The sequence below is a fragment of the Leisingera sp. McT4-56 genome (genome assembly GCF_020514995.1).
Lineage (GTDB): Bacteria > Pseudomonadota > Alphaproteobacteria > Rhodobacterales > Rhodobacteraceae > Leisingera > Leisingera aquaemixtae_A.
In genome coordinates, this window is sequence record NZ_JAJALF010000002.1 from 1 (window position 1) to 23710 (window position 23710).

Below are 23710 nucleotides of genomic sequence, written 5' to 3' on the forward strand. Positions count from 1 at the left end.
CCACGCCGCGCCCGCCATTGCCCATGGAGGCGCGCATATCCGGCGCCAGCCGTTTGAACAGGTGGCCGCCCCACCACAGCAGAAGTCCCAGGATCAAAAGCGCCATATCAGCCCCTCTTAGATGTTAAGCTGATTAACACCTATGCGGAAAGCGCGGCGATTGCATCCGCTTTTGCCAGAATCTCACGCGCCGTCACAACATGCAGGTTCTCGACTATCTTGCCGTCGACCACGGCAACACCCTGCCCTGCGGCCTGCGCCTCATCAAATGCGGCAATCTGGCGGCGGGAAGTGTCGATCTCGCGCTCAGTCGGGGCAAAGGCCGCATTGGCCACCTCCACCTGCGCCGGGTGGATCAGGGTCTTGCCGTCAAAGCCCATGTCGCGGCCTTGCGCGCATTCCGCGGCCAGCCCCTCCACGTCCTTGAAGGCGTTATAGACGCCATCGACAATCACCAGCCCCTCGGCCTTGGCCGCCAGCAGGCACAGGCCCAGACCCGCCATCATCGGCATCCGGTCGGGGCGGTAGCGGGTCTGCAGTTCCTTGGCCAGGTCGTTGGTGCCCATCACCATGCCCTGCAGCTTGGGATGCGCGGCAATTGCGGCGGCGTTCAGCATGCCGCGCGGGGTTTCCATCATCGCCCACAGCGGAATGTCCCCGGTGATCTCCGCCAGCGCGTCCAGATCCGCCGGCGCGTTCACCTTGGGCAGCAGAATCGCGTCGCAATCCATCTTGGCCGCGGCGATGGCATCCTCGCGGCCCCATTCGGTATCCAGCCCGTTGATCCGCACGATCTTCATCCGCGCGCCAAAGCCGCCGACCTCCAGCGCCTGTGCCAAAGTCGCGCGGGCATTGGGTTTTTCGTCGACAGAGACCGCATCCTCAAGATCAAAGATCACCGCGTCCACCGGCAGGGTCTTGGCCTTCTCCAGCGCACGGGGCTTGGAGCCGGGAATATACAAAACCGAACGGTAAGGGCGCGTGCGCGGGTCCATCGAGCCTCTCCTAAAGTTATTTTGTTGCGTAAAGCGGTACAGATTCGATTGTATACTTTCAAGTACAATTCCGCCGCAGCGCAGCGTAACCCGTCGCGCATTTGCAGCAAACACCTGATAACATGCGTGAATTTTCAGCGCGCGCCCGGTTAACCACTTATCAGCACCTGACCGGCACACTGAAAGATACCAAGGCACAGGATCACCGCCGCCCGACCGGGCCGCACCTGATGCCCGCAGGCATGGGGCCTGCATTCCGCACCGCGTCACACACCGGCCCGCTCAGGGATACCGGGGGCTGCCCTCCAGCTCCCTGCCCGGCCCGGCCGTTCCGGAAAGGGTAAAACGAGATGAAAAAGACACTTCTTGCACTCCCGCTGGCCCTGGCCGCATCTGCCATGGCCGCTGCACCCGCCGCCGCGCAAAGCCGCAACTGCGCCCCGCGCGACATTGTGGTGAAACGGCTGGCGGAGAAATACGGCGAAAGCCGCCAGAGCATCGGCATGGGCCAGCAGGGCATGGTGATGGAAACCTTCGCCTCTGCCGACACCGGCAGCTGGACCATCACCGTCACCACCCCCAACGGCATGACCTGCCTGGTGGCCTCCGGCCAGTCCTATGAAGTGCTCGCAGAAGCACTGCCAAACACCGACAGCGACGCCTGAGCAGCCCGAGCAGTTGTTCGAGCAGTTATTGAGGCAGGTATCCCGGCTGCATTCGCTGCGGCCGGGGACGCCACGGCGGGCGGCGCCTGGATATACAGGTCAGGTCAGCCCGTCCCAGATCAGCTTGCTGCCGGTCACCAGCAGCAGCACATAGGTGAGCGCAAAGAACCAGCGTTCCGGGATGGAATGGTGCAGCTTGACCCCCAGCCAGGCCCCCAGCAGGGCAAATGGCGCCAGCAGCAGATCCAGCAGCAGGGTTTCACGTGTGAACATCCCCAGCCCGGCATAAGGCACCGCTTTGGCGATGTTGATGGCCCAGAAGATCAGCACCGTGCTGGCCTGGTATTCGGTCTTCCGCAACTTCAGGCTGAGGAGGTAGACCGCGGCCGGCGGCCCGCCCGCATGGCTGACAAAACTAGTGAACCCCACCGCCAGACCGGCCAGCGCCCCCGCGCCCGTGGACAGCGGCGCATCTGCTGCCAGACGCAGCCCCAGCCGCGCCCGCAGCTGCCACAGCACAAAGCCGACCGACACCGCCCCGATCAGCACCCGCATCGCATCCGCATCCACCGCCGCATAAAGCCAGGCTCCCAGCGCCACGCCGGGCAATCCGCCGCCGATCAGCAGCAAGGACGCCCGCAGGTTCCAGCGCCCCCAGTAGGGTTTCAGCGTTGCAACATCGATCAGCATCAGCAAGGGCAGCATCAGCGCCAGCGCGGTGCCCGGCTCCAGCACCAGCGCCAGAATCGAAGCCGAGGCAAAGGCCGCGCCGGACCCGAAACCGCCCTTGGAAACGCCCGCAAAAACGACCGCCGGGATGGCAAAAACGAAAAACATCGCCTCAAATCCCGCCATGGCACGCTCTCCGAAACCCCCAGATTACAGACGGTTTAGCGGTATCAGCATGGTATACACAAGCATACAGAGCCGAATGCCGCAGCGCAGAACCCTTGCACGGGCGGCGGATAGGCCGTAGGCATCAGGAAATTTCAACCGGACCGGAGACATTTTCCAATGGCACGACCCAAAATCGCCCTCATCGGCGCAGGTCAGATCGGCGGCACCCTCGCGCATCTCGCAGCTCTCAAGGAACTGGGCGACGTCGTTCTGTTCGACATCGCCGAAGGCATCCCCGAAGGCAAGGCGCTGGACATCGCAGAATCCGGTCCTTCCGAGGGCTTCGACGCCTCGCTGAAGGGCACCCAGTCCTATGAGGACATCGCAGGCGCCGACGTCTGCATCGTCACCGCCGGCGTGCCGCGCAAGCCGGGCATGAGCCGCGACGACCTGCTGGGCATCAACCTCAAGGTGATGAAATCCGTCGGTGAAGGCATCCGCGATCACGCGCCGAACGCCTTCGTCATCTGCATCACCAACCCGCTGGACGCGATGGTCTGGGCGCTGCGCGAATTCTCTGGCCTGCCCCACAATAAGGTCTGCGGCATGGCCGGCGTGCTGGACTCGGCCCGCTTCCGCCACTTCCTGGCCGAGGAATTCGGCGTTTCCATGCGCGACGTCACCGCATTCGTGCTGGGCGGCCACGGCGACACCATGGTGCCGTCGGTGCGCTACTCCACCGTTGCAGGCATCCCGCTGCCCGACCTGGTCCAGATGGGCTGGACCACCCAGGAGCGCCTGGACGCGATCCTGCAGCGCACCCGTGACGGCGGCGCCGAGATCGTCGGCCTGCTGAAAACCGGCTCCGCCTTCTATGCGCCGGCCACCTCCGCCATCGAAATGGCCGAAGCCTATCTGAAAGACCAGAAGCGCGTGCTGCCCTGCGCCGCCTATTGCGACGGCGAACTGGGCGTCAAGGACATGTATGTGGGCGTGCCCACCGTGATCGGCGCCGGCGGCATCGAGAAGGTGGTGAACATCCAGCTGAACGAGGAAGAGCAGTTGATGTTCGACAACTCGGTCAACGCTGTGAAGGGCCTGGTCGAGGCCTGCAAGGGCATCGACGCCTCGCTGGCCTAAGGCCCGCCTCCCGGAACAAACCAAGGGCCCGCACCGTGCGGGCCCTTTTCTTTTGCCGCGGCGCCCCGCTGTCCGGCGCTGACGGTTTTGATGCATGATGCGGCGGAGCCAGCCTTTGGCCGCCGGCTCGAATCACCCGCACCAGGCTCCCGCCGGTTTGTGATCACACCCCCAAAACCTGTGATCACAAAGCCTGGAAATCTTCGGCATTTCTGCGCTGCCCGTCAAAAAAACCTTTAACACTTGGCTTTAAGACGGCCTATTGAACAACGACAATTGCAGCCAGACGGGACAGTTTCAAATGAACATCCACGAATATCAGGCCAAAGCCCTCCTTCGCAGCTACGGTGCTCCGGTGTCCGACGGACGCGTGGTGCTTCGGGCCGAAGAAGCCAAAACCGCCGCCGGTGAACTCGACGGCCCGCTGTGGGTGGTCAAAGCGCAGATCCACGCGGGCGGCCGCGGCAAGGGCTCCTTCAAGGAGGCTGACGCCGGCGAAAAGGGCGGCGTGCGCCTGACCAAATCGGTGGAGGAAGCGGCCGAGGAAGCCAAGAAGATGCTGGGCCGCACCCTGGTGACCCATCAGACCGGCCCGGCGGGCAAGCAGGTGAACCGCATCTACATCGAGGCGGGCTCCGGCATCCAGACCGAACTGTACCTGGCGCTGCTGGTCGACCGCCAGACCTCGCGCATTTCCTTTGTCTGCTCCACCGAGGGCGGCATGGATATCGAGGAAGTGGCCGCCGCCACCCCCGAGAAGATCCTGTCCTTCTCCGTGGACCCGGCCACCGGCTACCAGGCCTACCACGGCCGCCGCATCGCCTTCTCGCTGGGCCTCGAAGGCCAGCAGGTCAAGCAGTGCGTCAAGCTGATGGGCCAGCTCTACAAAGCCTTCGTCGAGAAGGACATGGAGATGCTGGAGATCAACCCGCTGATCATCGGCGACGACGGCAACCTCAAGGTGCTGGACGCCAAGGTCGGTTTCGACGGCAACGCGGTCTACCGCCACGCCGACGTGGCAGAGCTGCGCGACACCACCGAGGAAGACCCGAAAGAGCTGGAAGCCTCCAAGTACGACCTGAACTACATCGCGCTCGACGGCGAGATCGGCTGCATGGTGAACGGCGCGGGCCTGGCGATGGCCACCATGGACATCATCAAGCTCTACGGCGCCGAGCCCGCCAACTTCCTCGATGTGGGCGGCGGCGCCACCAAGGAGAAGGTGACCGAGGCGTTCAAGATCATCACCTCCGACCCCAACGTCAAAGGCATCCTGGTCAACATCTTCGGCGGCATCATGCGCTGCGACGTGATCGCAGAAGGCGTGGTTGCCGCGGTGAAGGAAGTCGGCCTGAAGGTGCCGCTGGTGGTCCGGCTTGAGGGCACCAACGTCGAGAAGGGCAAGGAGATCATCAACACCTCCGGCCTCGACGTGATCGCCGCCGACAACCTCAAGGACGGCGCCGAGAAGATCGTGAAGGCGGTCAAGGGCTAAGGACCTGATCCGGTGAAAGCGGCTGTCTACCTCATAGGCTTGCAGCAGGCAGTGGGCCGGGCGGAGCTGATGCAGCGGGAGCTGGATCAGGCCGGGCTCACGGCCACGCGGATCGACGCGGTGGACAGCACCGCCGTCAGCCGCGAGGAGATGCTCGAGCAGTGCCGGGACGAGGGCAACTGGGGCTATTTCCAGACCAAGGACATGGCCTGCACCCTCAGCCATGCCAAGGCCTGGGAAGCGCTGCTGGCCTCTGACGCCGATGTGGCGCTGATCCTGGAGGACGACGTTTTCCTGTCGCCCGACACCGGCGCCTGGCTGGACGATCTGTCCTGGTGGCCTGCCGACGCCGGCATCGTCAAGTTCGAACGCTGGCGGGCCAAAAGGCTGCAGGTGGCGCTTGGCAAGGGCGGTTTCACCCATCTCGGCCGCGAGGTGCGCCAGCTGATGTCCCGCCACTCGGGCGGCGCGGCTTACGTGATCTCGCGCCAGGCTGCGCAGCACTTTCTCGACAGCCGCCCGTTCGACATCACGCTGGACAACCTGCTGTTCAACTTCGATGCCTCCAAGCCTGCGCGCGGCATCAAGATTTATCAGGTTCAGCCGGCGCTGGCCGAACAAGGCAATGATGTGCGCGGCGAAAGAGGCATCGGCCCCAAGCGCCACCGGCCCAAGGGCTGGCCGCTGATCCGCCAGAAACTCCGGCGCGGGATTTTCGAGTTCCGCGGCGGTTTCCGAATACTTCCCAATGTGGTCCTGGGGCGGGCCACCCTCGAAAAAATCCGCTTCGACGGCCGATCCCTGGCCACCCCGCAGACCCAACACACACATACCGCTTGAAGGAACCGACAACATGGCAGTCCTCATCGACGAAAACACCAAGGTTATCTGTCAGGGCTTTACCGGCTCGCAGGGCACTTTCCACTCCGAACAGGCCATCGCCTACGGCACCAAGATGGTCGGCGGCGTGACCCCCGGCAAGGGCGGCCAGACCCACCTGAACCTGCCGGTCTTCAACTCCGTGCATGAGGCCAAGGCGGTGACCGAGGCCAATGCCTCTGTGATCTACGTGCCGCCGCCGTTTGCCGCGGACTCGATCCTCGAGGCCATTGACGCCGAGATGGAAGTGATCGTGGCAATCACCGAAGGCATCCCGGTTCTCGACATGATGAAGGTGAAGCGGGCGCTGGAGAATTCCAAGTCGATCCTGATCGGCCCCAACTGCCCCGGCGTGATTACGCCCGACGCCTGCAAGATCGGCATCATGCCCGGCCACATCCACCGCCGCGGCTCCGTCGGCGTTGTGTCCCGCTCCGGCACCCTGACCTATGAGGCGGTGAAGCAGACCACCGACGTGGGCCTGGGCCAGTCGACCTGCGTCGGCATCGGCGGCGACCCGATCAAGGGCACCGAGCATATCGACGTGCTGGAATGGTTCCTGGCCGACGACGAGACCGAGAGCATCATCATGATCGGCGAAATCGGCGGCTCTGCCGAGGAAGAAGCCGCCCAGTTCCTGGCCGATGAGGCCAAGAAGGGCCGCAAGAAGCCGGTTGCAGGCTTCATCGCCGGCCGCACCGCCCCTCCGGGCCGCCGCATGGGCCACGCGGGCGCGATTGTCGCCGGCGGCAAGGGCGGCGCCGAGGACAAGATCGAAGCGATGAAATCCGCAGGCATCGTGGTCGCCGAAAGTCCGGCCGGCCTGGGTGAGGCGGTTCTGAAAGCGATCGGCAAGTAAGATGACTGTGAGCCGGGCAGATGTGCGGCTTGCAAAGCCTGCCCCTTGCAGGGGCAGGTATTCTGCCGTGTCTCGGCCAAGTTTACCCTAAATCCATGAGCGTCCTAAGCACCATAATTCTGGAGCTAGCCGACGGATTAAACTTCCGAGGGCGCACTACCCGCTCAAGATTTTGGGCCTTTGCACCTTTCGGGCTTATGCTTCCGGTTGTGACATTCCCGCTTTCGAAGAAGTATTTAAACGTGGACTACCCTTCCATTGGCGTACTGATGCTGACGTTTGCGGCCTTCCTCCCGTTGCTCGCTTCCGGCGCGCGGCGTCTGCAGGACACAGGCGAAGCCGGACAAGGCGTTTTCCTGCCGTTTACGCCTATCGCATACTTCTTTGCTTCAATGATGATTTGGGAACTTGGCTTTGACGCCCTACTGGGAGGTATCCCCGTTCTGATTGCCTACCTCTTGGTTGCTCTCTACTGGCTAAGCTTTCCTTTTGTTCTTCTCGCGTCGGTCCTTTGGATCGGCCCGCTCGCAGGGCAGCTGATACTGCCCTCGGAACCCGGCACCAACAAATACGGTCCTAACCCGCACGAGGCACTAAAATGACCGAACAAAGCCCCAACGACCTCTTCCACGCCTCTTCCTTCATGCAGGGGCACAATGCGGAGTATCTGGAGCAGCTCTATGCCCAGTACGCCAATGACCCGAACGCGGTGGATGCCGCCTGGGCGGAGTTCTTCCGCCAGATGGGCGACGCCGAACTGGACGTGAAGGCTGAGGCCACAGGCCCCTCCTGGGCACGCAAGGACTGGCCGCCGGCGCTGGACGACGATCTGACCGGCGCGCTGACCGGCGAATGGCCGGCCCCGGCCGAGGCCAAAGGCGCCGCCAAGAAAATCCGCGGCAAGGCCGCCGCCAAGGGCGTCGAGGTCACCGACGACCAGGTGCAGCGCGCAGTGCTGGACTCGATCCGCGCCCTGATGCTGATCCGCGCCTACCGGATCCGCGGCCATCTGGCCGCCGACCTCGATCCGCTGGGCATGCGCGCCGCGACGCCGCATCCGGAGCTGGATCCCAAGAGCTACGGCTTCACCGATGCCGACATGGACCGGCCGATCTTCATCGACAACGTGCTGGGCCTGCAGGTTGCGACCATGCGCCAGATCGTCGACATCGTGAAGCGCACCTACTGCGGCACCTTCGCGCTGCAGTACATGCACATTTCCGACCCTGAGCAATCCGCCTGGCTGAAGGAGCGGATCGAAGGCTACAACAAGGAAATCACCTTCACCCGAGAGGGCCGCAAGGCGATCCTCAACAAGATGGTCGAGGCCGAGGGCTTCGAGAAATTCCTGCACGTCAAATACACCGGCACCAAGCGGTTCGGCCTCGACGGCGGCGAAAGCCTGATCCCGGCAATGGAGCAGATCATCAAGCGCGGCGGCGCGCTGGGGGTGAAGGACATCGTGATCGGCATGCCGCACCGCGGCCGCCTCAACATCCTCGCCAACGTGATGCAGAAGCCCTACCGGGCGATCTTCAACGAATTCCAGGGCGGCAGCTTCAAGCCCGAGGACGTGGACGGCTCCGGCGACGTGAAATACCACCTCGGCGCCTCCTCCGACCGCGAGTTCGACGGCAACACCGTGCACCTCAGCCTGACCGCCAACCCGTCCCACCTGGAGGCGGTGAACCCGGTGGTTCTGGGCAAGGTCCGCGCCAAGCAGGACCAGCTGGGCGACAGCGACCGCAGCCAAGTGCTGCCGGTGCTGCTGCACGGCGACGCGGCCTTTGCCGGCCAAGGCGTGGTGGCGGAATGCTTTGCGCTCTCCGGCCTGCGCGGCCACAAGACCGGCGGCACCATGCACCTTGTGGTGAACAACCAGATCGGCTTCACCACCGCGCCGCATTTCTCGCGCTCCTCGCCCTACCCCACCGACAACGCGCTGGTGGTTGAGGCGCCGATCTTCCATGTGAACGGCGACGACCCGGAGGCGGTGGTGCACGCCGCCAAGGTCGCCACCGAGTTCCGCCAGAAGTTCCACAAGGACGTGGTCATCGACATCTTCTGCTACCGCCGCTTCGGTCACAACGAAGGCGATGAGCCGATGTTCACCAACCCCTTGATGTACAAGAAGATCAAGGGCCACAAGACCACGCTCACCCTCTACACCGATCGGCTGGTCAAGGACGGGCTGATCCCGGAGGGCGAGATCGAGGACATGAAGGCCGCGTTCCAGGCCCATCTCAACGAGGAGTTCGAGACCGGCAAGGACTACAAGCCGAACAAGGCCGACTGGCTGGACGGGCGCTGGTCGCACCTGAACAAGAAAGACGCCGACTACCAGCGCGGCAGCACCGCCATTGCACCGGAAACCATGGCCGAAATCGGCACCGCTCTCAGCCGGGTGCCGGACGGCTTCCCGCTGCACCGGACGGTGGGCCGCTTCCTGGACGCCCGCGGCAAGATGTTCGAGACCGGCGAAGGCTTTGACTGGGCCACCGGCGAGGCGATGGCCTTCGGCTCGCTGATGCTGGAAGGCTACCCGGTGCGCCTGGCAGGCCAGGATGCCACCCGCGGCACCTTCTCGCAGCGCCATTCCGGCATCGTCAACCAGGAGACCGAGGAGCGCTACTACCCGCTCAACAACATCCGCGCGGGCCAGTCCCAGTACGAGGTGATCGACTCGGCGCTGTCTGAATACGCGGTGCTGGGCTTTGAGTACGGCTATTCGCTGGCCGAACCCAACGCGCTGACCCTGTGGGAAGCCCAGTTCGGCGATTTCGCCAACGGCGCCCAGATCATGTTCGACCAGTTCATCTCCTCGGGTGAAAGTAAATGGCTCAGGATGTCGGGCCTGGTCTGCCTGCTGCCGCACGGCTTTGAGGGCCAGGGACCGGAGCACTCCTCCGCCCGCCTGGAGCGCTTCCTGCAGATGTGCGGCCAGGACAACTGGATCGTCGCCAACTGCACCACGCCCGCGAACTACTTCCACATCCTGCGCCGCCAGCTGCACCGCACCTTCCGCAAGCCGCTGATCCTGGTGACCCCGAAATCGCTGCTGCGCCACAAGCTGGCAATCAGCAACGCCGAGGACTTCACCACCGGCTCCAGCTTCCACCGGGTGCTGTGGGATGACGCGCAGAAGGGCAACTCCGGCACCCGGCTGGTGGCGGACGACAAGATCAAGCGCGTCGTCATGTGCTCGGGCAAGGTGTACTACGACCTGCTGGAAGAGCGCGACGCCCGCGGCATCGACGACGTCTACCTGATGCGGATCGAGCAGTTCTACCCGTTCCCGGCCATCTCCATGGTGAAGGAGCTGGAGCGCTTCAAGCAGGCCGAGATGGTCTGGTGCCAGGAAGAACCCAAGAACCAGGGCGCCTGGACCTTCATCGAGCCCAACATCGAATGGGTGCTGAGCCGCATCGGCGCCAAGCACACCCGGCCGGTCTATGCGGGCCGCGCCACCTCGGCCTCGCCGGCGACCGGCCTGGCCAGCGAACACAAAGCCCAACAAGCAGCCCTCGTGAACGAAGCGCTGAGCATCTGAGGATAAAGAGACATGACAACCGAAGTCCGCGTACCCACCCTGGGCGAATCCGTGACCGAGGCCACCGTGGCCACCTGGTTCAAGAAACCCGGCGACAGCGTCAATGCCGATGAAATGCTCTGCGAGCTGGAAACCGACAAGGTGACGGTCGAGGTCCCCTCGCCCGCCGCCGGCACCCTGGGCGAGATCGTCGCCGCAGAAGGCGAGACCGTCGGCGTCGACGCGCTGCTTGCGACCCTGTCCGAGGCCAATGGCGCCGCCACCGCCCCCGCCGCTGCTGCGGCAGCACCGGCTCCTGCTGCTGCGCCCTCCGGCGATGCCGGCGCGCCGGTGCCGGTCATGGTCCCCTCGCTTGGCGAGTCGGTGTCCGAGGCAACCGTTTCGTCCTGGTTCAAGAAAGTGGGCGACACCGTCGCGCAGGACGAAATGCTGTGCGAACTGGAAACCGACAAGGTTTCCGTTGAAGTGCCCGCGCCCGCAGCGGGTGTGCTGACCGAAATCCTGGCCGCCGAAGGCGACACCGTGCAGGCCGCCGCGCAGCTGGGCGTGATCGCGGGCGGCGCAGCGGGCGCAGCCCCCGCCCCGGCCGCCGCAGCAGCCCCGGCGGTTTCCGCTCCGGCCAAGGATGTCGCCAACGCGCCCTCTGCTGAGAAGGCGATGGCGGAGGCCGGCATCGACGGCTCGCAGGTCACCGGCACTGGCCGCGACGGCCGCATCATGAAGGAAGACGTTGCCGCGGCCCTCGCCGCCGCCAAGTCCGCGCCTGCCGCAGCCCCGGCGCCCGCCCAGGTGCGCGGCCCGGTGACCGCCGATGACGCCGCCCGCGAGGAGCGGGTCAAGATGACCCGCCTGCGCCAGACCATCGCCAAGCGCCTTAAAGACGCCCAGAACACCGCCGCGATCCTGACCACCTACAACGAGGTGGACATGACCGAGGTGATGGCGCTGCGCAACCAGTACAAGGACCAGTTCGAGAAGAAGCACGGCGTCCGCCTCGGCTTCATGTCGTTCTTCACCAAGGCCTGCTGCCACGCGCTGAAGGAGGTGCCGGAAGTCAACGCCGAGATCGACGGCACCGACATCGTCTACAAGAACTTCGTGCACATGGGCGTTGCCGCGGGCACCCCGCAGGGCCTGGTGGTGCCGGTGATCCGCGACGCCGACCGGATGTCCTTTGCCGAGATCGAAAAGGCGATTTCCGAGAAGGGCAAGCGCGCCCGCGACGGCAAGCTGTCGATGGCCGAGATGCAGGGTGGCACCTTCACCATCTCCAACGGCGGGGTCTACGGCTCGCTGATGTCCTCGCCGATCCTGAACCCGCCGCAGTCCGGCATCCTGGGCATGCACAAGATCCAGGACCGCCCGATGGTGGTGAACGGCGAGATCAAGATCCGCCCGATGATGTATCTGGCCCTGTCCTACGACCACCGCATCGTCGACGGCAAAGGCGCCGTGACCTTCCTGGTCCGCGTCAAGGAAGCGCTGGAGGATCCGCGCCGTCTGCTTATGGATCTGTAAACGGAGCCAGGTGTGCCGTCGACGTTCCACCACCCCAGACTGCGCGGCCCGCGGCGCCAAGCCCTGCTTGACGCCGCGGTTCGTAATTTCCCAGAGCAGTTCAAAGTAAAGGATGACGCCGCTGCTTATTTGACTGCTATCTGCGCGCCGCACAGCCGCAGATGGGTCTTTTGCAGCAATGGCAAAAGCGGAACCTCCTCGGCAAAGCGCTTTCTTTTCGAGCTGGAGTTTGGTGCCCGCCTGAATGCCCGTTTCCTCAGCACCACCGACATCAATCCCGATGCTGTTTCCCATCAGCTCATCGCTTCGGATGTGTTCCGGCCGCTGTCTTTCATGCCTGACGGGCTGGACGTTTTTGCGCAGGCCCTGCGGCTGGCAACGGTCCGCCATCCGGAAAGCCGGGCGGTTTCCGCCTTTCTCTATCTCTGCAAATCCAATGAACTTGGGTTTCAATGGTTTGTCCGGGACCGACTTCACATGAACGCGCTGGTTCAATTTGACTGGGAAAACGACATGCGCACGCCGCGCGGTTTTGAGAAGTTCCTCCGCTACATTGAAATCTGCGTCGAAAACCGGGGCCCTCAATCCGTCGATCCCCATTGGCGCCCCCAGCATGCAACCATCCGACCGGAGATTTTCCTGCCCGGACTGATCGGCAAGACCGAGGCTCTGCCGGAGTTTTTCAAAAAAATAGCAGAGCAGCTCGATCAGCCGCTGCCCGGCAGCTGGGAAGCTCCTGCTGCCAACAAGAACCCGGACCAGACGGCGCGGGCTAAGCTGATGTCTCCGGCAGCCCGCAAGCTTATCGAGAAGATCTATGTGCAAGATTTCGAGCAATTCGGCTATCAGCCGGGCTGGGCCTGAGGAGCAAATCAGCATGCAGGCGACCTGGGACACCTTTAACTCCGGGCTGCAGGCGCAAGCTCGTGCCCAGAAGCAGCAGCCTGCCATCCTTCCATTCCTATATGGCCCGTGCATATGACCCTCCCGCTCTGGGGCCTTGTCTGCCTCTCGATCCTCGCCCTGATCCACGTGAGCTGCGACAGCTTCCTGCTGAAGCTCTCCGTCGGCAATGCCTGGACCGCAGGCCCGCGCGACAGCTCCGTCTCCCGCAGCGCATTGGCCGGACGGGCGCGGCGGGCGTTTGTCAACTTCCTGGAAACCGCCCCGGTCTTCATCAGCCTGGCGCTGGTGGCCGAACTGGGTGGCCTGCAAAGTGCGCTGATCACCACCGGCCTTTACACCTATCTCGGGGGCCGCGCCCTCTACCTGCCCGCCTACCTCAGCGGCGTGCCCTACCTGCGCACCGCCATCTGGCTCATCGCCACCAGCGGCCTGGCCGCAATGCTTGCGGGGGTGCTCCTCGCATGAGCTTTCATCTTTCCGAAAATACTCAAAATGGCTCAACCCAGGCCGGGGGCAGCGCCCCTTTTCTTCGGAAACTGCTGCAACACCTGCCTTTCTTGAGTGGAATCAAAGCACTCCTTACCCTTGCCAGGGCATCCTGCCTTCAATACGGAAAAGGAGTATAACCAATGGCAACCCATGTTCTCTGGCAGGCCGATGTGGCCGATTTCGATGCCTGGCTCACCGTGTTCCGGCAGGACAAGCGCAACCGGCAGGCCGCGGGCATCACCGATTTGAACGTCTGGAGCGATCCGGACCAGAAAAACCACGCCGTGGCGCTGTTCGCGATCACCGATCTGGAAAAGGCCCGCGCCTTCTTCGGATCGGAGGAACTGGCCATGCACCTTGAACGCGACGGGGTCATCAATATCTCGATCAAGATGTTGACCCCCGTCTGATCCTAAGACCACTATCCCTTAACGCGTGTTCCGGAAAACGGAACCAGGGAGAACAGAGGAAGACAGACCCATGTCCCAATATGACGTCATCGTAATCGGCGCCGGCCCCGGCGGCTATGTCTGCGCCATCCGCTGCGCCCAGCTGGGACTGAAAACAGCTGTTGTCGAGGGCCGCGAGACCCTCGGCGGCACCTGCCTGAACGTCGGCTGCATCCCCTCCAAGGCGCTGCTGCACTCGACCCACCTGCTGCATGAGGCAGAGCACAACTTTGCCCATATGGGCCTCAAGGGCAAAAGCCCCTCGGTCGACTGGGACCAGATGAAGGCCTACAAGGACGAGGTGATCGGCCAGAACACCGGCGGCATCGAATTCCTGTTCAAGAAGAACAAGATCGACTGGATCAAGGGCTGGGCCTCCGTTCCGGCGGCCGGCAAGGTGCAGGTCGGCGACGAGGTGCACGAGGCCAAGAGCATTGTGATCGCCTCCGGCTCGGTGCCCGCCTCCATTCCGGGCGTCGAGATCGACGAGAAGATCGTGGTCTCCTCCACCGGCGCGCTGGAGCTGCCGAAGATCCCGAAGAAACTGGCGGTGATCGGCGCCGGCGTGATCGGTCTGGAACTGGGCTCGGTCTATGCCCGCCTCGGCTCCGAGGTGACCGTGGTGGAATACATGGACGCGGTCTGCCCCGGCATGGACAAGGACGTGCAGCGCTCCTTCAAGCGGATCCTGGAAAAGCAGGGCCTCAACATCATCCTGGGCGCTGCGGTGCAGGGGGTGGAAACCTCCAAGACCAAGGCCAAGGTCAAGTATCAGCCCAAGAAAGGCGGCGACGAGGTGGTGCTGGACGCCGACGTGGTGCTGGTTGCGACCGGACGCAAGCCCTACTCGGAGGGGCTGGGGCTCGATGCGCTTGGCATCAAGATGACCGAGCGCGGCCAGATCGCCACCGACAACCACTGGCGCACCAATATCCCCGGCATCTATGCCATCGGCGACGTGATCGAAGGCCCGATGCTGGCGCATAAGGCCGAGGATGAGGGCATGGCGGTGGCCGAGGAGATCGCCGGCAAGCACGGCCATGTGAACTATGGCGTGATCCCCGGCGTCGTCTACACCACCCCGGAGGTTGCCACCGTCGGCGCCACCGAGGACGCGCTGAAAGCTGAAGGCAAGAAAATCAAGGTCGGCAAGTTCATGTTCATGGGCAACGCCCGCGCCAAGGCGGTGAACCAGGCCGAGGGCGGCTTCGTCAAGATCATCGCCGACAAGGACACCGACCGCATCCTGGGCGCCGCGATCATCGGCCCGGCGGCGGGCGACATGATCCACGAACTCTGCGTGGCAATGGAATTCGGCGCCTCCGCCGAGGATGTGGCACTGACCTGCCACGCCCACCCGACCTATTCCGAGGCAGTGCGCGAGGCCGCGCTGGCCTGCGGCGACGGGCCAATCCACAGCTAAGAAAGATGAGGCGGTGCAATTGCACCGCCTCTAATTGTTCACCGGTAGAGAACCGCAGTTCAGGCTTCTTCTTCCGTCGCCTTCGGCTTTTCCGCTACAGGTGCTTGGAACACAATTCCACAATTTTTCTGTATCGAAATCTGCTCAAGTGCTTCGAGCTCGCCTTTCAGACGGGCGAGTTCCGCTGCATTTTCTTTGTTTCCCTTGATAAAGAATGCAGCTGGCCAGAAGAGTACAAGCGCCACGCCTGTTGCGACGGCGTCATTCGAGGCATTCTTATCCTGGATACCTGAAACGGATGCTGCCCGCGAGGAAACACGCCGAGCTTCGGATTCGATCTGGCGGCAACTCAGCCCTTGATAGGCGAGAGGCGAAACATATGCACCTGCTACATTTTCACTTTTTTGGGCACAGCCTGAGGCAAGCATCGCAGAGACGCACGCAGCAGCGCCAATCTTTTTCAGCATCATATTGTTCCATTATTTGATATTTTCCAGCGGTCTTGCACCGCCCCTTCACGTAATTAATCCGAACGGTCAAAATCCAGTTATCAAAAACGCCCAAAAGGAGAAAGTAGAGTTTTTCAACCACTAAGAGCTGTTCTCAAGTAACTTCTTGCATCCGAGACTATTCGCTGAAAACCCATTTTTTCCTTTGGAGCAGCGGAAAACCAACCTACAAGCAGCTGCAGCTTTTCCCCCCCCAGGAGACACACCATGGCCGTTTCATTGCAAGTCATCTACCCGGCTGCCGAAGGCAAGACCTTCGACCACGCCTACTACGCAGACACCCACATGCAGATCGTGGACCAGCACATGGGGCCGCACATCCAATCGGCTGTGGTGACCAAGGGGCTGGCGGGCGGACCGCATGTCCCGGCGCCGTTCTTTGCCATTGCCACATTCGTCTTTGCCGATCAGGCCGCGATGGACGCGGCGATGCAGGCGGCAGGGCCTGCGCTGGACGACATTCCGAATTTCACTGATGTTCAGCCGCAGATCCTGATCGGCGAAGTGATCCGCTGATCTCCCAGGCGCCGCTGGACCGTCCCTGCGCCGCGGCGGTCCGTACCGCGATCATCCGGCATCTGTCCGGCTGCTGGCCCCGGCCGCCTTGCCGTTCCGTTTCAGACGGCGCGCAGCCTTGATGAAGGGGATGGAATAGAGCTTCCAGCAGGTGTCCATCTCCATCGGTTTCATGCCCGCGACGCCGAATTTCACATCGCGGTTGTCCTCCGGCATTTCATAGGTGCCGAAAATCACGTCCCAGACCGGGAACATGAAGGCGAAGTTCTTGTCGAAATGATCCGGGTGGCAGCTGTGGTGCACGTGATGATGGGCGGGCGAGGGAAACACCTTGGACCAGACGCCGGGCCAGCGCAGCCAGACGTGGGAATGGCGCAGATTGTAGGCCAGGATGTTGAAGGCAAACATCAGCACGGGCACGCCCAGAATGCTGGGAACGCTCGGCACCACTGCGGCATACTGGTAGACACCGCCCGCTACTGCCCCGTAGCCCGCGCCGATCAGAAGCAGGTAGAAGAAATTGTCCACCGGGTGCTCGCGGTAGTTGGACAGCGGATGCATCACCTCGGCGCTGTGGTGCACCTTGTGGAATTCCCACAGGATCGGCACCTTGTGCTGCAGGTAGTGCACGGTATAGCCGATCAGATCGAGGACAATTGTGCTGACCAGCATGTAGCCGATCACAATCCCCCACCCTGCGGCGCCCTCGGCGGTGGCGGGCAGAGAGGTGATCGCATGGCCGGTGATCCACCGGAACACCGTGGCTGCGGAACCGGCAAAAAGGCCCAACAGCAGGAAATGCGCCAGCAGCTTGTGAAAGAAGAAATAGCGCACGTCGAGCCAGGCGGAGGGGTGCGACCATACAGATTTGGGAAACAGGAACGCCAGGAAAGAACCCCGTCCGGCAGAACGGCTCTGCCTGCGCTGGAACAGGTAAACCCCGAATGCCGCCAGAACGGAGGTCGCGATATACAGGTAAAAAACACGCTGCCCGGGGTCGAGAAAATACAGGACGACATCTCTGGCATAGGCCAGATAGGAAGCCAGAAAATCGCTCATTCGTTCACTGCCCGTTGTTGGCTCTTGTTGTCCACGGCCGGCCGCGCTGCCGCAAAGCTGCAGCCTGCTGCGCCTTTGCCATGACGCTAACCTGTTTCGGGCAAGGCGTCACCCCGGCAATTTGACAGCTGGTTTGCCCCGGACCGCCTTGGCGGCAGGTCAGGCCTGAACCGCGGCCTGCTCCGGTTCGAACCCGGCTTCCCGCATCAGATCGTCGGAGCGGTTTTCGACACGCGCTTCCAGCTGCTCCATGAAGTCGCCGCGGGCGATCCCCGGCTGCATCGGCTCTAGAAACTCCACCACCGCCAGCCCCGGCTTGCGGTAGATGCCGGTGCGCGGCCAGAACACGCCGACATTGGTGGCGGCAGGGATGCAGGGCTGCTTCAGCCCCTCGTAAAGCACTGCGGTGCCGATCTTGTAGGGCTTCCGGGCGCCGGGAGCGACGCGGGTGCCCTGCGAATAGATGACCAGCTGGCCCGGCTCTTTGGTCTCCTTGGCGACATCCTTGACCATCTTGGCGATCGCCGCGCCGCGCTTGCCGCGGTCGACCGGCACGCAGCCTAGCCGCTTAGCATAGACGCCGATCACCGGCGTCCACATCAGCTCGCGCTTCATGATGAACCGGGCCGAGGGCACCGCGTTGAAGATGATGATGATGTCCAGAAAGCTTTGGTGCTTGGCCGCGATGATCACCTCGCCCGAAGGCACCAGCCCGCGCACCTCGGTGCGGATGCCGACCATCCAGCGGGCCGTCCACAGCGCCCAGCGGGCAAAGCTCTTGCAGGCGACGCGCGCGCCCTTGGGGGAGGCCATCGCCCAGGGCGCGAACACGATCCCCAGCACCAGCATCGCCAGGTACATCTGCACGATGAACACAAAGGAGCGCAGCCATTGGACGGGATTTTTCACGACAGTTCTCCCAGACGTTTGGTGGCCGCACGGGTGGTGGCGGCAAAGGCCACCAGCGCGCCCAGCGGCGGTATCAAAAGCGGCACCAGCCAGCCCCAGCCCTGAAAGCCGAGACCAGTGAGGAAGCCGCCTTCATCGGAAGCTTCAGGCATCAGCCAGACGCCGATCATGCCCAGCAGCATGCCCGCGGCAGCGCCGGTCAGCGCCCGCAAGGTGAAGCGGCGGATGAAGGCCTGGGCGATATAGCTGTCCAGCGCGCCGACCAGCCGCAGCACCTCGATCACCTGGGCGTTGGCCGCCAGCGCCGCGTTGGCGGCCAGGGTGATCATTGCCGCGGTGGCGCCGCCGATCAGCAGGATCGACACCCAGGCCAGGCGGCGCAGCGCGCGTGCGGCATCCACCAGCGGCGCCCGCCAGCGGGTGTGGTCATCCAGCACCGCGCCCGGCACCTCGGCCTGCAGCCGCAGCCGCAAACCTTGGGCGTCATAGCCGGCGTCGTCGCCGGTCACCTCAATCAGCTGCGGCAGCGGCAGATCGCCCACCGGAACGCTGGCGCCGAACCAGGGCGCCAGCAGCGCCGCCTGCTCCTCTCCCGTCAGCGCCCGCGCAGTGGCGACGCCGGGTGTCTGGCGCAGGATCTCCAGCGCCGCCTCGGTCTGGGCGGCGCGCTGCTCTGCCGGGGCGTTGATGCGCAGGGTGGCGGCGCGGGCCAGTTCCTCGGCCCATTGGTCCGCCAGCCGCCCCGACGCCATCGACAGCGCCAATGCAAAAACCGTGAGGAAGGCCATGGCGCCGGAGACAAACAATGTCAGCTGGGCGGTAAAGCCGCTCGGCGGCACCACACGGTCGGCCTGGGTATCGCCCAGGATCAGCTTGCGCAGCCTGCCCTCGCTCATAGGTCCGCCCCCGCCAGTTGCAGCTGCCGGTTGGAAATCCGCAGCACCCGCGCCTGCACCTGGTTCTTGGCGGCCCGGATCAGCGACAGGTCATGGGTGGCGACCAGGATGGTCTTGCCCATCCGGTTCAGCTCCACCAGCAGCTGCAGCAGCCGCTGCGACATTTCCCAGTCGACGTTGCCGGTCGGCTCATCGGCAATGATCACATCCGGCGACAGGATCACCGAGCGTGCCAGGGCAGCCCGCTGGCGCTCGCCGCCCGACAGTTCCGGAGGCAGCGCATGGGCGCGCTCGCTGAGGCCGACCCAGTTCAGCAGTTCCTGAAGGTTGGCCTCCTCGTGGCTCAGCTCCCGGCCGGACACCAGCAGCGGCAGCGCGATGTTCTCGATCACCGGCAGGTGGTCCAGGAACCGGCAGTCCTGGTGCACCACGCCGACCCGGCGGCGCAGATAGGCCATCTGGTCGCGGTCCAGCCCGTGCACATCCATGTTGAAGGCGCGCACCCGGCCCGCGGTCGGCATCAGCGCGCCGTAGCACAGTTTCAGAAGCGTGGTCTTGCCTGCCCCGGAGGGGCCGGTCAGGAAATGGAAGGAGCCCGGCGCCAGCTGCACCGACACCGCATTCAGCAGCTCGCCGCCGCCGTAATTGTAGCCCACATTTTCCAGCTCGATCACTGCTGCCCCCTGAACGCGCCCGTTATTTGCGCCCGGCTGTTTTGCCCCAAGGGGCCGGCAGTTTCAATGGGGGCTCTGTTGCCGGGAAACCCGGTGCCCGGATGCCGCCGCAAATGGCACTTTCACCAGCCGCTGCGGATGCCTATAGTCCCTTAAAAAACAACCTGCCGCCGCCAGGGCGGCGGGATGGTGCCGAGGAGAGCATGATGCGCCTGACCTGCCCGAACTGTGCAGCCCAGTACGAAGTGCCTGAGGATGTGATCCCTGCCGAAGGGCGGGATGTGCAATGCTCTAACTGCGGCCAGACCTGGTTCCAGCAAGCCGCAGGCTCGGCGGCGGAAGATGCGCCTGCCGGCACCGGCCCCGAAGACGCCTCCCCGCAGCCGGCTGAAGCAGAGCCCGAACGGGAACCCGAGGACATGACGCCGGAACCACAAGCCATTTCGCCGGAGCCGGAGCCGGAGCCGGAGCCGGAGCCGGAGCCGGAGCCGGAGCCGGAGCCGGAGCCGGAAGACAGCGCGCCGGAGGAGGTTTTGCAAGAGGCAGAGGCCGCGCCGCAGGAAGAGCCGGAAAACGCCGGCGCGGCGATGGACAGCTCAGCTGAGGAAGAGGCCGGGCAGCCCGTTACTGCTGCCGAGGACGGCGGCGCGGGTCCCGCCGCGGCGGCGCAACGGCCGCGGTCGCTGGATCCGGCCATGACCGACATCCTGCGCGAAGAGGCCGAGCGGGAAGCCTCGCTGCGGGCCGCGGAACGCCAGAACCTGGAAACCCAGCCCGATCTGGGGCTGGACACCGCCGCGGCCGAGGAAGATGCCGCGGAGCGCAGCCGCCAGGCCCGCGACCGGATGGCCCGCATCCGGGGCGAGGATCCACGCCAGATCGCCGCCGCCGAAAGCGGCTCGCGCAAGGAACTGCTGCCGGACATCGAAGAGATCAATTCCACCCTGCGCTCCGGCACCGCTGCGGCCCCCGCCCCGCAGGCGCCCACCTATGCGTCGACGGCGCCGCGCAAGAGCAATTTCGCCCGCGGGTTCACCCTGTCGCTGATTGCGGCCCTGGTGCTGGTCCTGGTCTATGACAACGCGCCGCTGATCGCGGAGAAACTGCCGTCAGCGGATCCCGCCCTTCAGAGCTATGTTGTCTGGGTAGATCAGGCACGGCTGTGGCTGGACGGGCAGGTGAAATCCCTGATCAGCGTGCAGTAACGCCCGCTATTCCGCGCTCAGCCTCCCGCGCCCCGCAGCAGGGGCGGCCAGTTGCCGGGGCTCAGAAACGGTCCAGCAGCCGCTGCAGGTAGCTGCGCTCGCGCTCGCTGCGTTCGCGCTCGCCGGCGCGGCGGCGGATGTCCTCCAGAAGATCCCAGGCGCGGCGGTAGGCATTGCCCTCGCCCACCTTGCCGCCGTCATCCACGGTGCCGTTGCCGCGGCCCAGCGGATCCAGCCGTTCGCCCTGCGCGGTGGCAGAAGGCTGCCCCTGGCCGTTGCGCTGCCCGTCATCGCGCTGCGCCAGCGCCTCGCCAAGGCTGCGCATGCCCTCGCGCAATGCCTCCATCGCGTCGGACTGGCGGTCGATGGCTTCGGCATTGTCGCCGCCGCGCAGCGCATCTTCCGCCCCCTCCATGGCGCGGCCTGCACGGTCCAGCGCCTCGCGCGCGGCGTCACCGGCCTCGCCGCCCAGGTAGGGCAGCCCGTCGCGCTGCTGCTGCAGCTGCTGGCGCAGGGCCTGCTGGCGGTCCGCCAGCGATCCGCCCCGCCCCGGCTGTTCGCGCCCGTTGCCGCCCTGGCCATCGGGATTGCGGCTCTGTGCCCCTTCGCCGCCCTGGCCGTCCTGGCCGCTGTCACCGCCTTGGCCGCCCTGATGGCTCTGGCCGCGGCCCAATCCGCCGTCGCGGCCCTCGTTGCCCTGGCTCTCGCCGCTGCGGGCGCCGGGGTTGAACTGCTCCTGCAGGTCGCGGAACGCCTCATCCGACAGCCCCTGCTGCTCGCGCAGGGTCTCGGCCAGCCCCTCCATCGCCTGGCGGCCCTCATCGCCCTGGCCCTGGCCCTGCTGCGAGCGGGTCATCCGCATGTTCTCCATCATCTGCTGAAACTCGCGCAGCGCCTGTTCGGCCTCGGCCATGCGGCCCTGCTCCATCAGCTCCTGGATGCGGTCCATCATCGCCTGCAGGTCGTCCTGGCTGAGGGTCATCATGTCCCCGGACATCTCACCCGGGTCCATCATCTCGCCGTTGGCCTCGGCCTGGCGGCTGAGCTGGCGCAGGTAGTCCTGGGTCGCCTCGCGCAGCTCCTGCATCAGCCGGGCGATCTCCTGGTCGCTGGCACCGTCGCGCATCGCCTGGCTCAGCCGCTCCTGCGCCCGCTGCATCCGCTCCAGCGCGTCGCCGACATCGCCCTCTTCCAGCTGGATCGCCAGGTCCCACAGCGCAGCGGCGATCTCCTCCTGCCGCGGTTCCGGGATCGAGCCCTTCACGGTATAGCTTTCCAGCCGCCGCAGGATGGTGCGCAGCCGAAGGTAATCGCCGTAATCGCGGTAGAGCCCCTCCGGCCGGTGCGACAGGGTGCGCAGGATCTGTGCCACCCGCGGCGCATTGGCGCGCGTCCACAACAGGTCGCGGCGCTGTTCGATCACCGCGGCGGCCAGCGGATCAAAGAAGCGGCGGGTCAGAAGGCTGGCGCCAAAGCCCGCGGCGGCTGCGGACTGCCCCGCTTCATCCACCGCGGAAAAGGTGAAGACCACAGGCAGGTTGGCCCAGGGATGCTCGGCGAAATCCTCGATCAGCTTCTCGGTGAATTCCTTGCGCGAACCGGACAGGGGCAGCGGCAGGTCCAGCACCAGCGCCTCGCGCGGATCCGGGGCGGCGGCCAGCCCGTGGCTCCGCTCCACCGCTGGCAGGTCCAGCGTGATCCGCACCTGCCCGGCGGCAACGCCGTAGTCATCGCGCGCAGCAAAGGCCAGCGAGGTGTAGCCGTCGTTTTCCAGTTCCGGCTGGCCCGCAACCGCCACCTTGGGCGGGCTGTCGGGGATCACTTCCACCTGCCAGCTGCGGCCGCCGCTGCCTTCGATTGAGACGGCGCCGCTGCGGGCGACGTCAAACTCCATAGCGGTTTGAGGGGTTTCCGGTTCGCCTCCGCCCTGGCCGGACACACTTTCCGCCAGCTCAAGCGCTCCTGCCTCGCCATAGAACCGCAGGGTCACGCGGCTGCCTTCCGGCAGATGCAGAAGGCCGCCGTCCTGGTCGTTCAGGTAAAGCACCGGCAGCCGGGTGTAGGCGGGCGGCTCCGCCCAGCCCTCCCACGCCGGGCCGTTCAGCGCGGCACCGCTGCCCGAACCCAAGTCCTTCACCGCGGCCACCTGCCAGATCGAGCCGAACAGCACCGCCACCGCCAGCAGCAGCCCGGCCATATAGCGCAGGGCGTAAGGATCATTGGACGCAATATTCAGATCAGGCGCCGGCGCTCTGGCATTGGCCGCAGCTGCGGCCATCCGGCGCTGGTGCGCCCGCCACAACGCGGCTGAGGCGGCATCCTCTGCGCCGATGGCCTGGGTGTCCAAGAGTGCGGTGACCGGGCGGCCCGGCAGGGTGCTGTCAAGCCGCTCCAGCGCCGCGGCCCGGCTGGGCCAGCGAAAGCGCCAGAGGCCCCGCCCCAGCGCCGCAGCGGCGGCAATCAGAACCGCCATCGCGCCGGTCCAGACCAGCCGCTCCGGCAGCATCTGGTGCAGCCCCAGCATCAGCGCCGCCAGCGCCGCCATCAGCACCGAGGCCAGCGGCCAGAAGGCGCGCAAGGCTCGTTCCGCCACCAGCCCGGCCCGCGTCAGGCGCAGGGGCCAGCGCAGTTGTTTCAGGACCGGATCGGCCTGCTGGCCGGCCCGGCGGTCAGTTCGGCGAAGAAAGGGCATTCGGGCCTCATGATCTGATGGCCCGCGCCGGATCGCGCCCGGATC

22 protein-coding genes and 1 pseudogene are annotated in these 23710 nt (G+C 64.9%); 14 read left to right on the top strand and 9 right to left on the bottom strand.

Annotated features, from left to right (window positions below; all coding sequences use genetic code 11):
* Both LHL23_RS23625 and LHL23_RS03395 read right to left on the bottom strand, forming a co-directional pair.
* Positions 1–106 (bottom strand): annotated as a pseudogene (locus tag LHL23_RS23625) (NnrU family protein); the annotation flags it as partial.
* A gap of 34 nt (positions 107–140) precedes the next feature.
* Positions 141–995, bottom strand: a complete 855-nt coding sequence (locus LHL23_RS03395; protein WP_226428802.1) for an HpcH/HpaI aldolase/citrate lyase family protein — start codon at positions 993–995, stop codon at positions 141–143.
* 350 nt (positions 996–1345) lie between these two features.
* On the opposite strand from LHL23_RS03395, the gene LHL23_RS03400 reads away from it, so the two are divergent.
* Positions 1346–1660 carry a hypothetical protein gene (locus tag LHL23_RS03400; RefSeq protein WP_226428803.1) on the top strand — a complete coding sequence of 105 codons (315 nt, stop codon included), beginning with the start codon at positions 1346–1348 and terminating at the stop codon, positions 1658–1660.
* Between the two features lie 99 nt (positions 1661–1759).
* Here the strand turns inward: LHL23_RS03400 and LHL23_RS03405 are convergent, their stop codons facing one another.
* Entirely contained in the window at positions 1760–2515 is a 756-nt protein-coding gene (locus LHL23_RS03405; protein WP_222479525.1) for a sulfite exporter TauE/SafE family protein, read from the bottom strand.
* 159 nt (positions 2516–2674) lie between these two features.
* On the opposite strand from LHL23_RS03405, the gene mdh reads away from it, so the two are divergent.
* The 11 genes from mdh to lpdA all read left to right on the top strand — a co-directional run bounded on the left by mdh (position 2675) and on the right by lpdA (position 15205).
* A complete protein-coding gene (mdh, locus tag LHL23_RS03410; protein ID WP_222479523.1) occupies positions 2675–3637 on the top strand; it encodes a malate dehydrogenase in 963 nt (320 codons plus the stop codon).
* A gap of 301 nt (positions 3638–3938) precedes the next feature.
* Positions 3939–5132, top strand: coding sequence for an ADP-forming succinate--CoA ligase subunit beta (gene sucC / locus LHL23_RS03415; protein WP_222479521.1), 1194 nt, complete (start codon positions 3939–3941; stop codon positions 5130–5132).
* A gap of 12 nt (positions 5133–5144) precedes the next feature.
* Positions 5145–5972: a glycosyltransferase family 25 protein gene (locus tag LHL23_RS03420; protein ID WP_226428804.1), complete on the top strand. Its 828-nt coding sequence runs from the start codon at positions 5145–5147 to the stop codon at positions 5970–5972.
* A gap of 13 nt (positions 5973–5985) precedes the next feature.
* Complete coding sequence (sucD, locus tag LHL23_RS03425; protein WP_222479516.1) at positions 5986–6870, top strand: succinate--CoA ligase subunit alpha; 885 nt, start codon at positions 5986–5988, stop codon at positions 6868–6870.
* Positions 6871–6965: 95 nt separating this feature from the next.
* Complete coding sequence (locus LHL23_RS03430; RefSeq protein ID WP_226428805.1) at positions 6966–7472, top strand: DUF805 domain-containing protein; 507 nt, start codon at positions 6966–6968, stop codon at positions 7470–7472.
* Positions 7469–10420, top strand: a complete 2952-nt coding sequence (locus LHL23_RS03435) for a 2-oxoglutarate dehydrogenase E1 component (RefSeq protein ID WP_226428806.1) — start codon at positions 7469–7471, stop codon at positions 10418–10420. Before LHL23_RS03430 ends, LHL23_RS03435 begins: the two co-directional genes overlap by 4 nt.
* Before the next feature lie 12 nt (positions 10421–10432).
* Complete coding sequence (gene odhB, locus LHL23_RS03440; protein WP_226428807.1) at positions 10433–11938, top strand: 2-oxoglutarate dehydrogenase complex dihydrolipoyllysine-residue succinyltransferase; 1506 nt, start codon at positions 10433–10435, stop codon at positions 11936–11938.
* Between the two features lie 12 nt (positions 11939–11950).
* Positions 11951–12802 (top strand): sulfotransferase family 2 domain-containing protein, encoded by an 852-nt coding sequence (locus LHL23_RS03445; RefSeq protein WP_226428808.1) that lies wholly within the window; start codon positions 11951–11953, stop codon positions 12800–12802.
* Positions 12803–12916: 114 nt separating this feature from the next.
* Entirely contained in the window at positions 12917–13309 is a 393-nt protein-coding gene (locus LHL23_RS03450; protein WP_226428809.1) for an MAPEG family protein, read from the top strand.
* A 164-nt stretch (positions 13310–13473) separates the two neighbouring features.
* Positions 13474–13743: a hypothetical protein gene (locus tag LHL23_RS03455; protein ID WP_222479505.1), complete on the top strand. Its 270-nt coding sequence runs from the start codon at positions 13474–13476 to the stop codon at positions 13741–13743.
* 70 nt (positions 13744–13813) lie between these two features.
* A complete protein-coding gene (gene lpdA / locus LHL23_RS03460; protein WP_226428810.1) occupies positions 13814–15205 on the top strand; it encodes a dihydrolipoyl dehydrogenase in 1392 nt (463 codons plus the stop codon).
* A gap of 59 nt (positions 15206–15264) precedes the next feature.
* Here lpdA and LHL23_RS03465 read toward each other — a convergent pair whose 3' ends face one another.
* Entirely contained in the window at positions 15265–15672 is a 408-nt protein-coding gene (locus LHL23_RS03465; RefSeq protein WP_226428811.1) for a hypothetical protein, read from the bottom strand.
* Between the two features lie 249 nt (positions 15673–15921).
* Between LHL23_RS03465 and LHL23_RS03470 the strand changes: the two genes are divergently transcribed.
* Positions 15922–16230 (top strand): EthD family reductase, encoded by a 309-nt coding sequence (locus tag LHL23_RS03470; protein WP_226428812.1) that lies wholly within the window; start codon positions 15922–15924, stop codon positions 16228–16230.
* A gap of 51 nt (positions 16231–16281) precedes the next feature.
* On the opposite strand, the gene LHL23_RS03475 is transcribed toward LHL23_RS03470, so the two are convergent.
* The 4 genes from LHL23_RS03475 to LHL23_RS03490 all read right to left on the bottom strand — a co-directional run bounded on the left by LHL23_RS03475 (position 16282) and on the right by LHL23_RS03490 (position 19768).
* Entirely contained in the window at positions 16282–17289 is a 1008-nt protein-coding gene (locus LHL23_RS03475; RefSeq protein WP_226428813.1) for a sterol desaturase family protein, read from the bottom strand.
* Between the two features lie 159 nt (positions 17290–17448).
* Positions 17449–18198 carry a lysophospholipid acyltransferase family protein gene (locus LHL23_RS03480; protein WP_226428814.1) on the bottom strand — a complete coding sequence of 250 codons (750 nt, stop codon included), beginning with the start codon at positions 18196–18198 and terminating at the stop codon, positions 17449–17451.
* Positions 18195–19094 carry a cell division protein FtsX gene (locus tag LHL23_RS03485; RefSeq protein WP_226428815.1) on the bottom strand — a complete coding sequence of 300 codons (900 nt, stop codon included), beginning with the start codon at positions 19092–19094 and terminating at the stop codon, positions 18195–18197. Before LHL23_RS03485 ends, LHL23_RS03480 begins: the two co-directional genes overlap by 4 nt.
* Positions 19091–19768 carry a cell division ATP-binding protein FtsE gene (locus tag LHL23_RS03490; protein WP_039181773.1) on the bottom strand — a complete coding sequence of 226 codons (678 nt, stop codon included), beginning with the start codon at positions 19766–19768 and terminating at the stop codon, positions 19091–19093. Before LHL23_RS03490 ends, LHL23_RS03485 begins: the two co-directional genes overlap by 4 nt.
* A gap of 206 nt (positions 19769–19974) precedes the next feature.
* Between LHL23_RS03490 and LHL23_RS03495 the strand changes: the two genes are divergently transcribed.
* On the top strand, positions 19975–20973 hold the full coding sequence (locus LHL23_RS03495; protein ID WP_226428816.1) for a zinc-ribbon domain-containing protein: 999 nt from the start codon (positions 19975–19977) through the stop codon (positions 20971–20973).
* A 61-nt stretch (positions 20974–21034) separates the two neighbouring features.
* Here LHL23_RS03495 and LHL23_RS03500 read toward each other — a convergent pair whose 3' ends face one another.
* Positions 21035–23665 (bottom strand): TIGR02302 family protein, encoded by a 2631-nt coding sequence (locus LHL23_RS03500; RefSeq protein ID WP_226428817.1) that lies wholly within the window; start codon positions 23663–23665, stop codon positions 21035–21037.
* Positions 23666–23710: the final 45 nt, after the last annotated feature.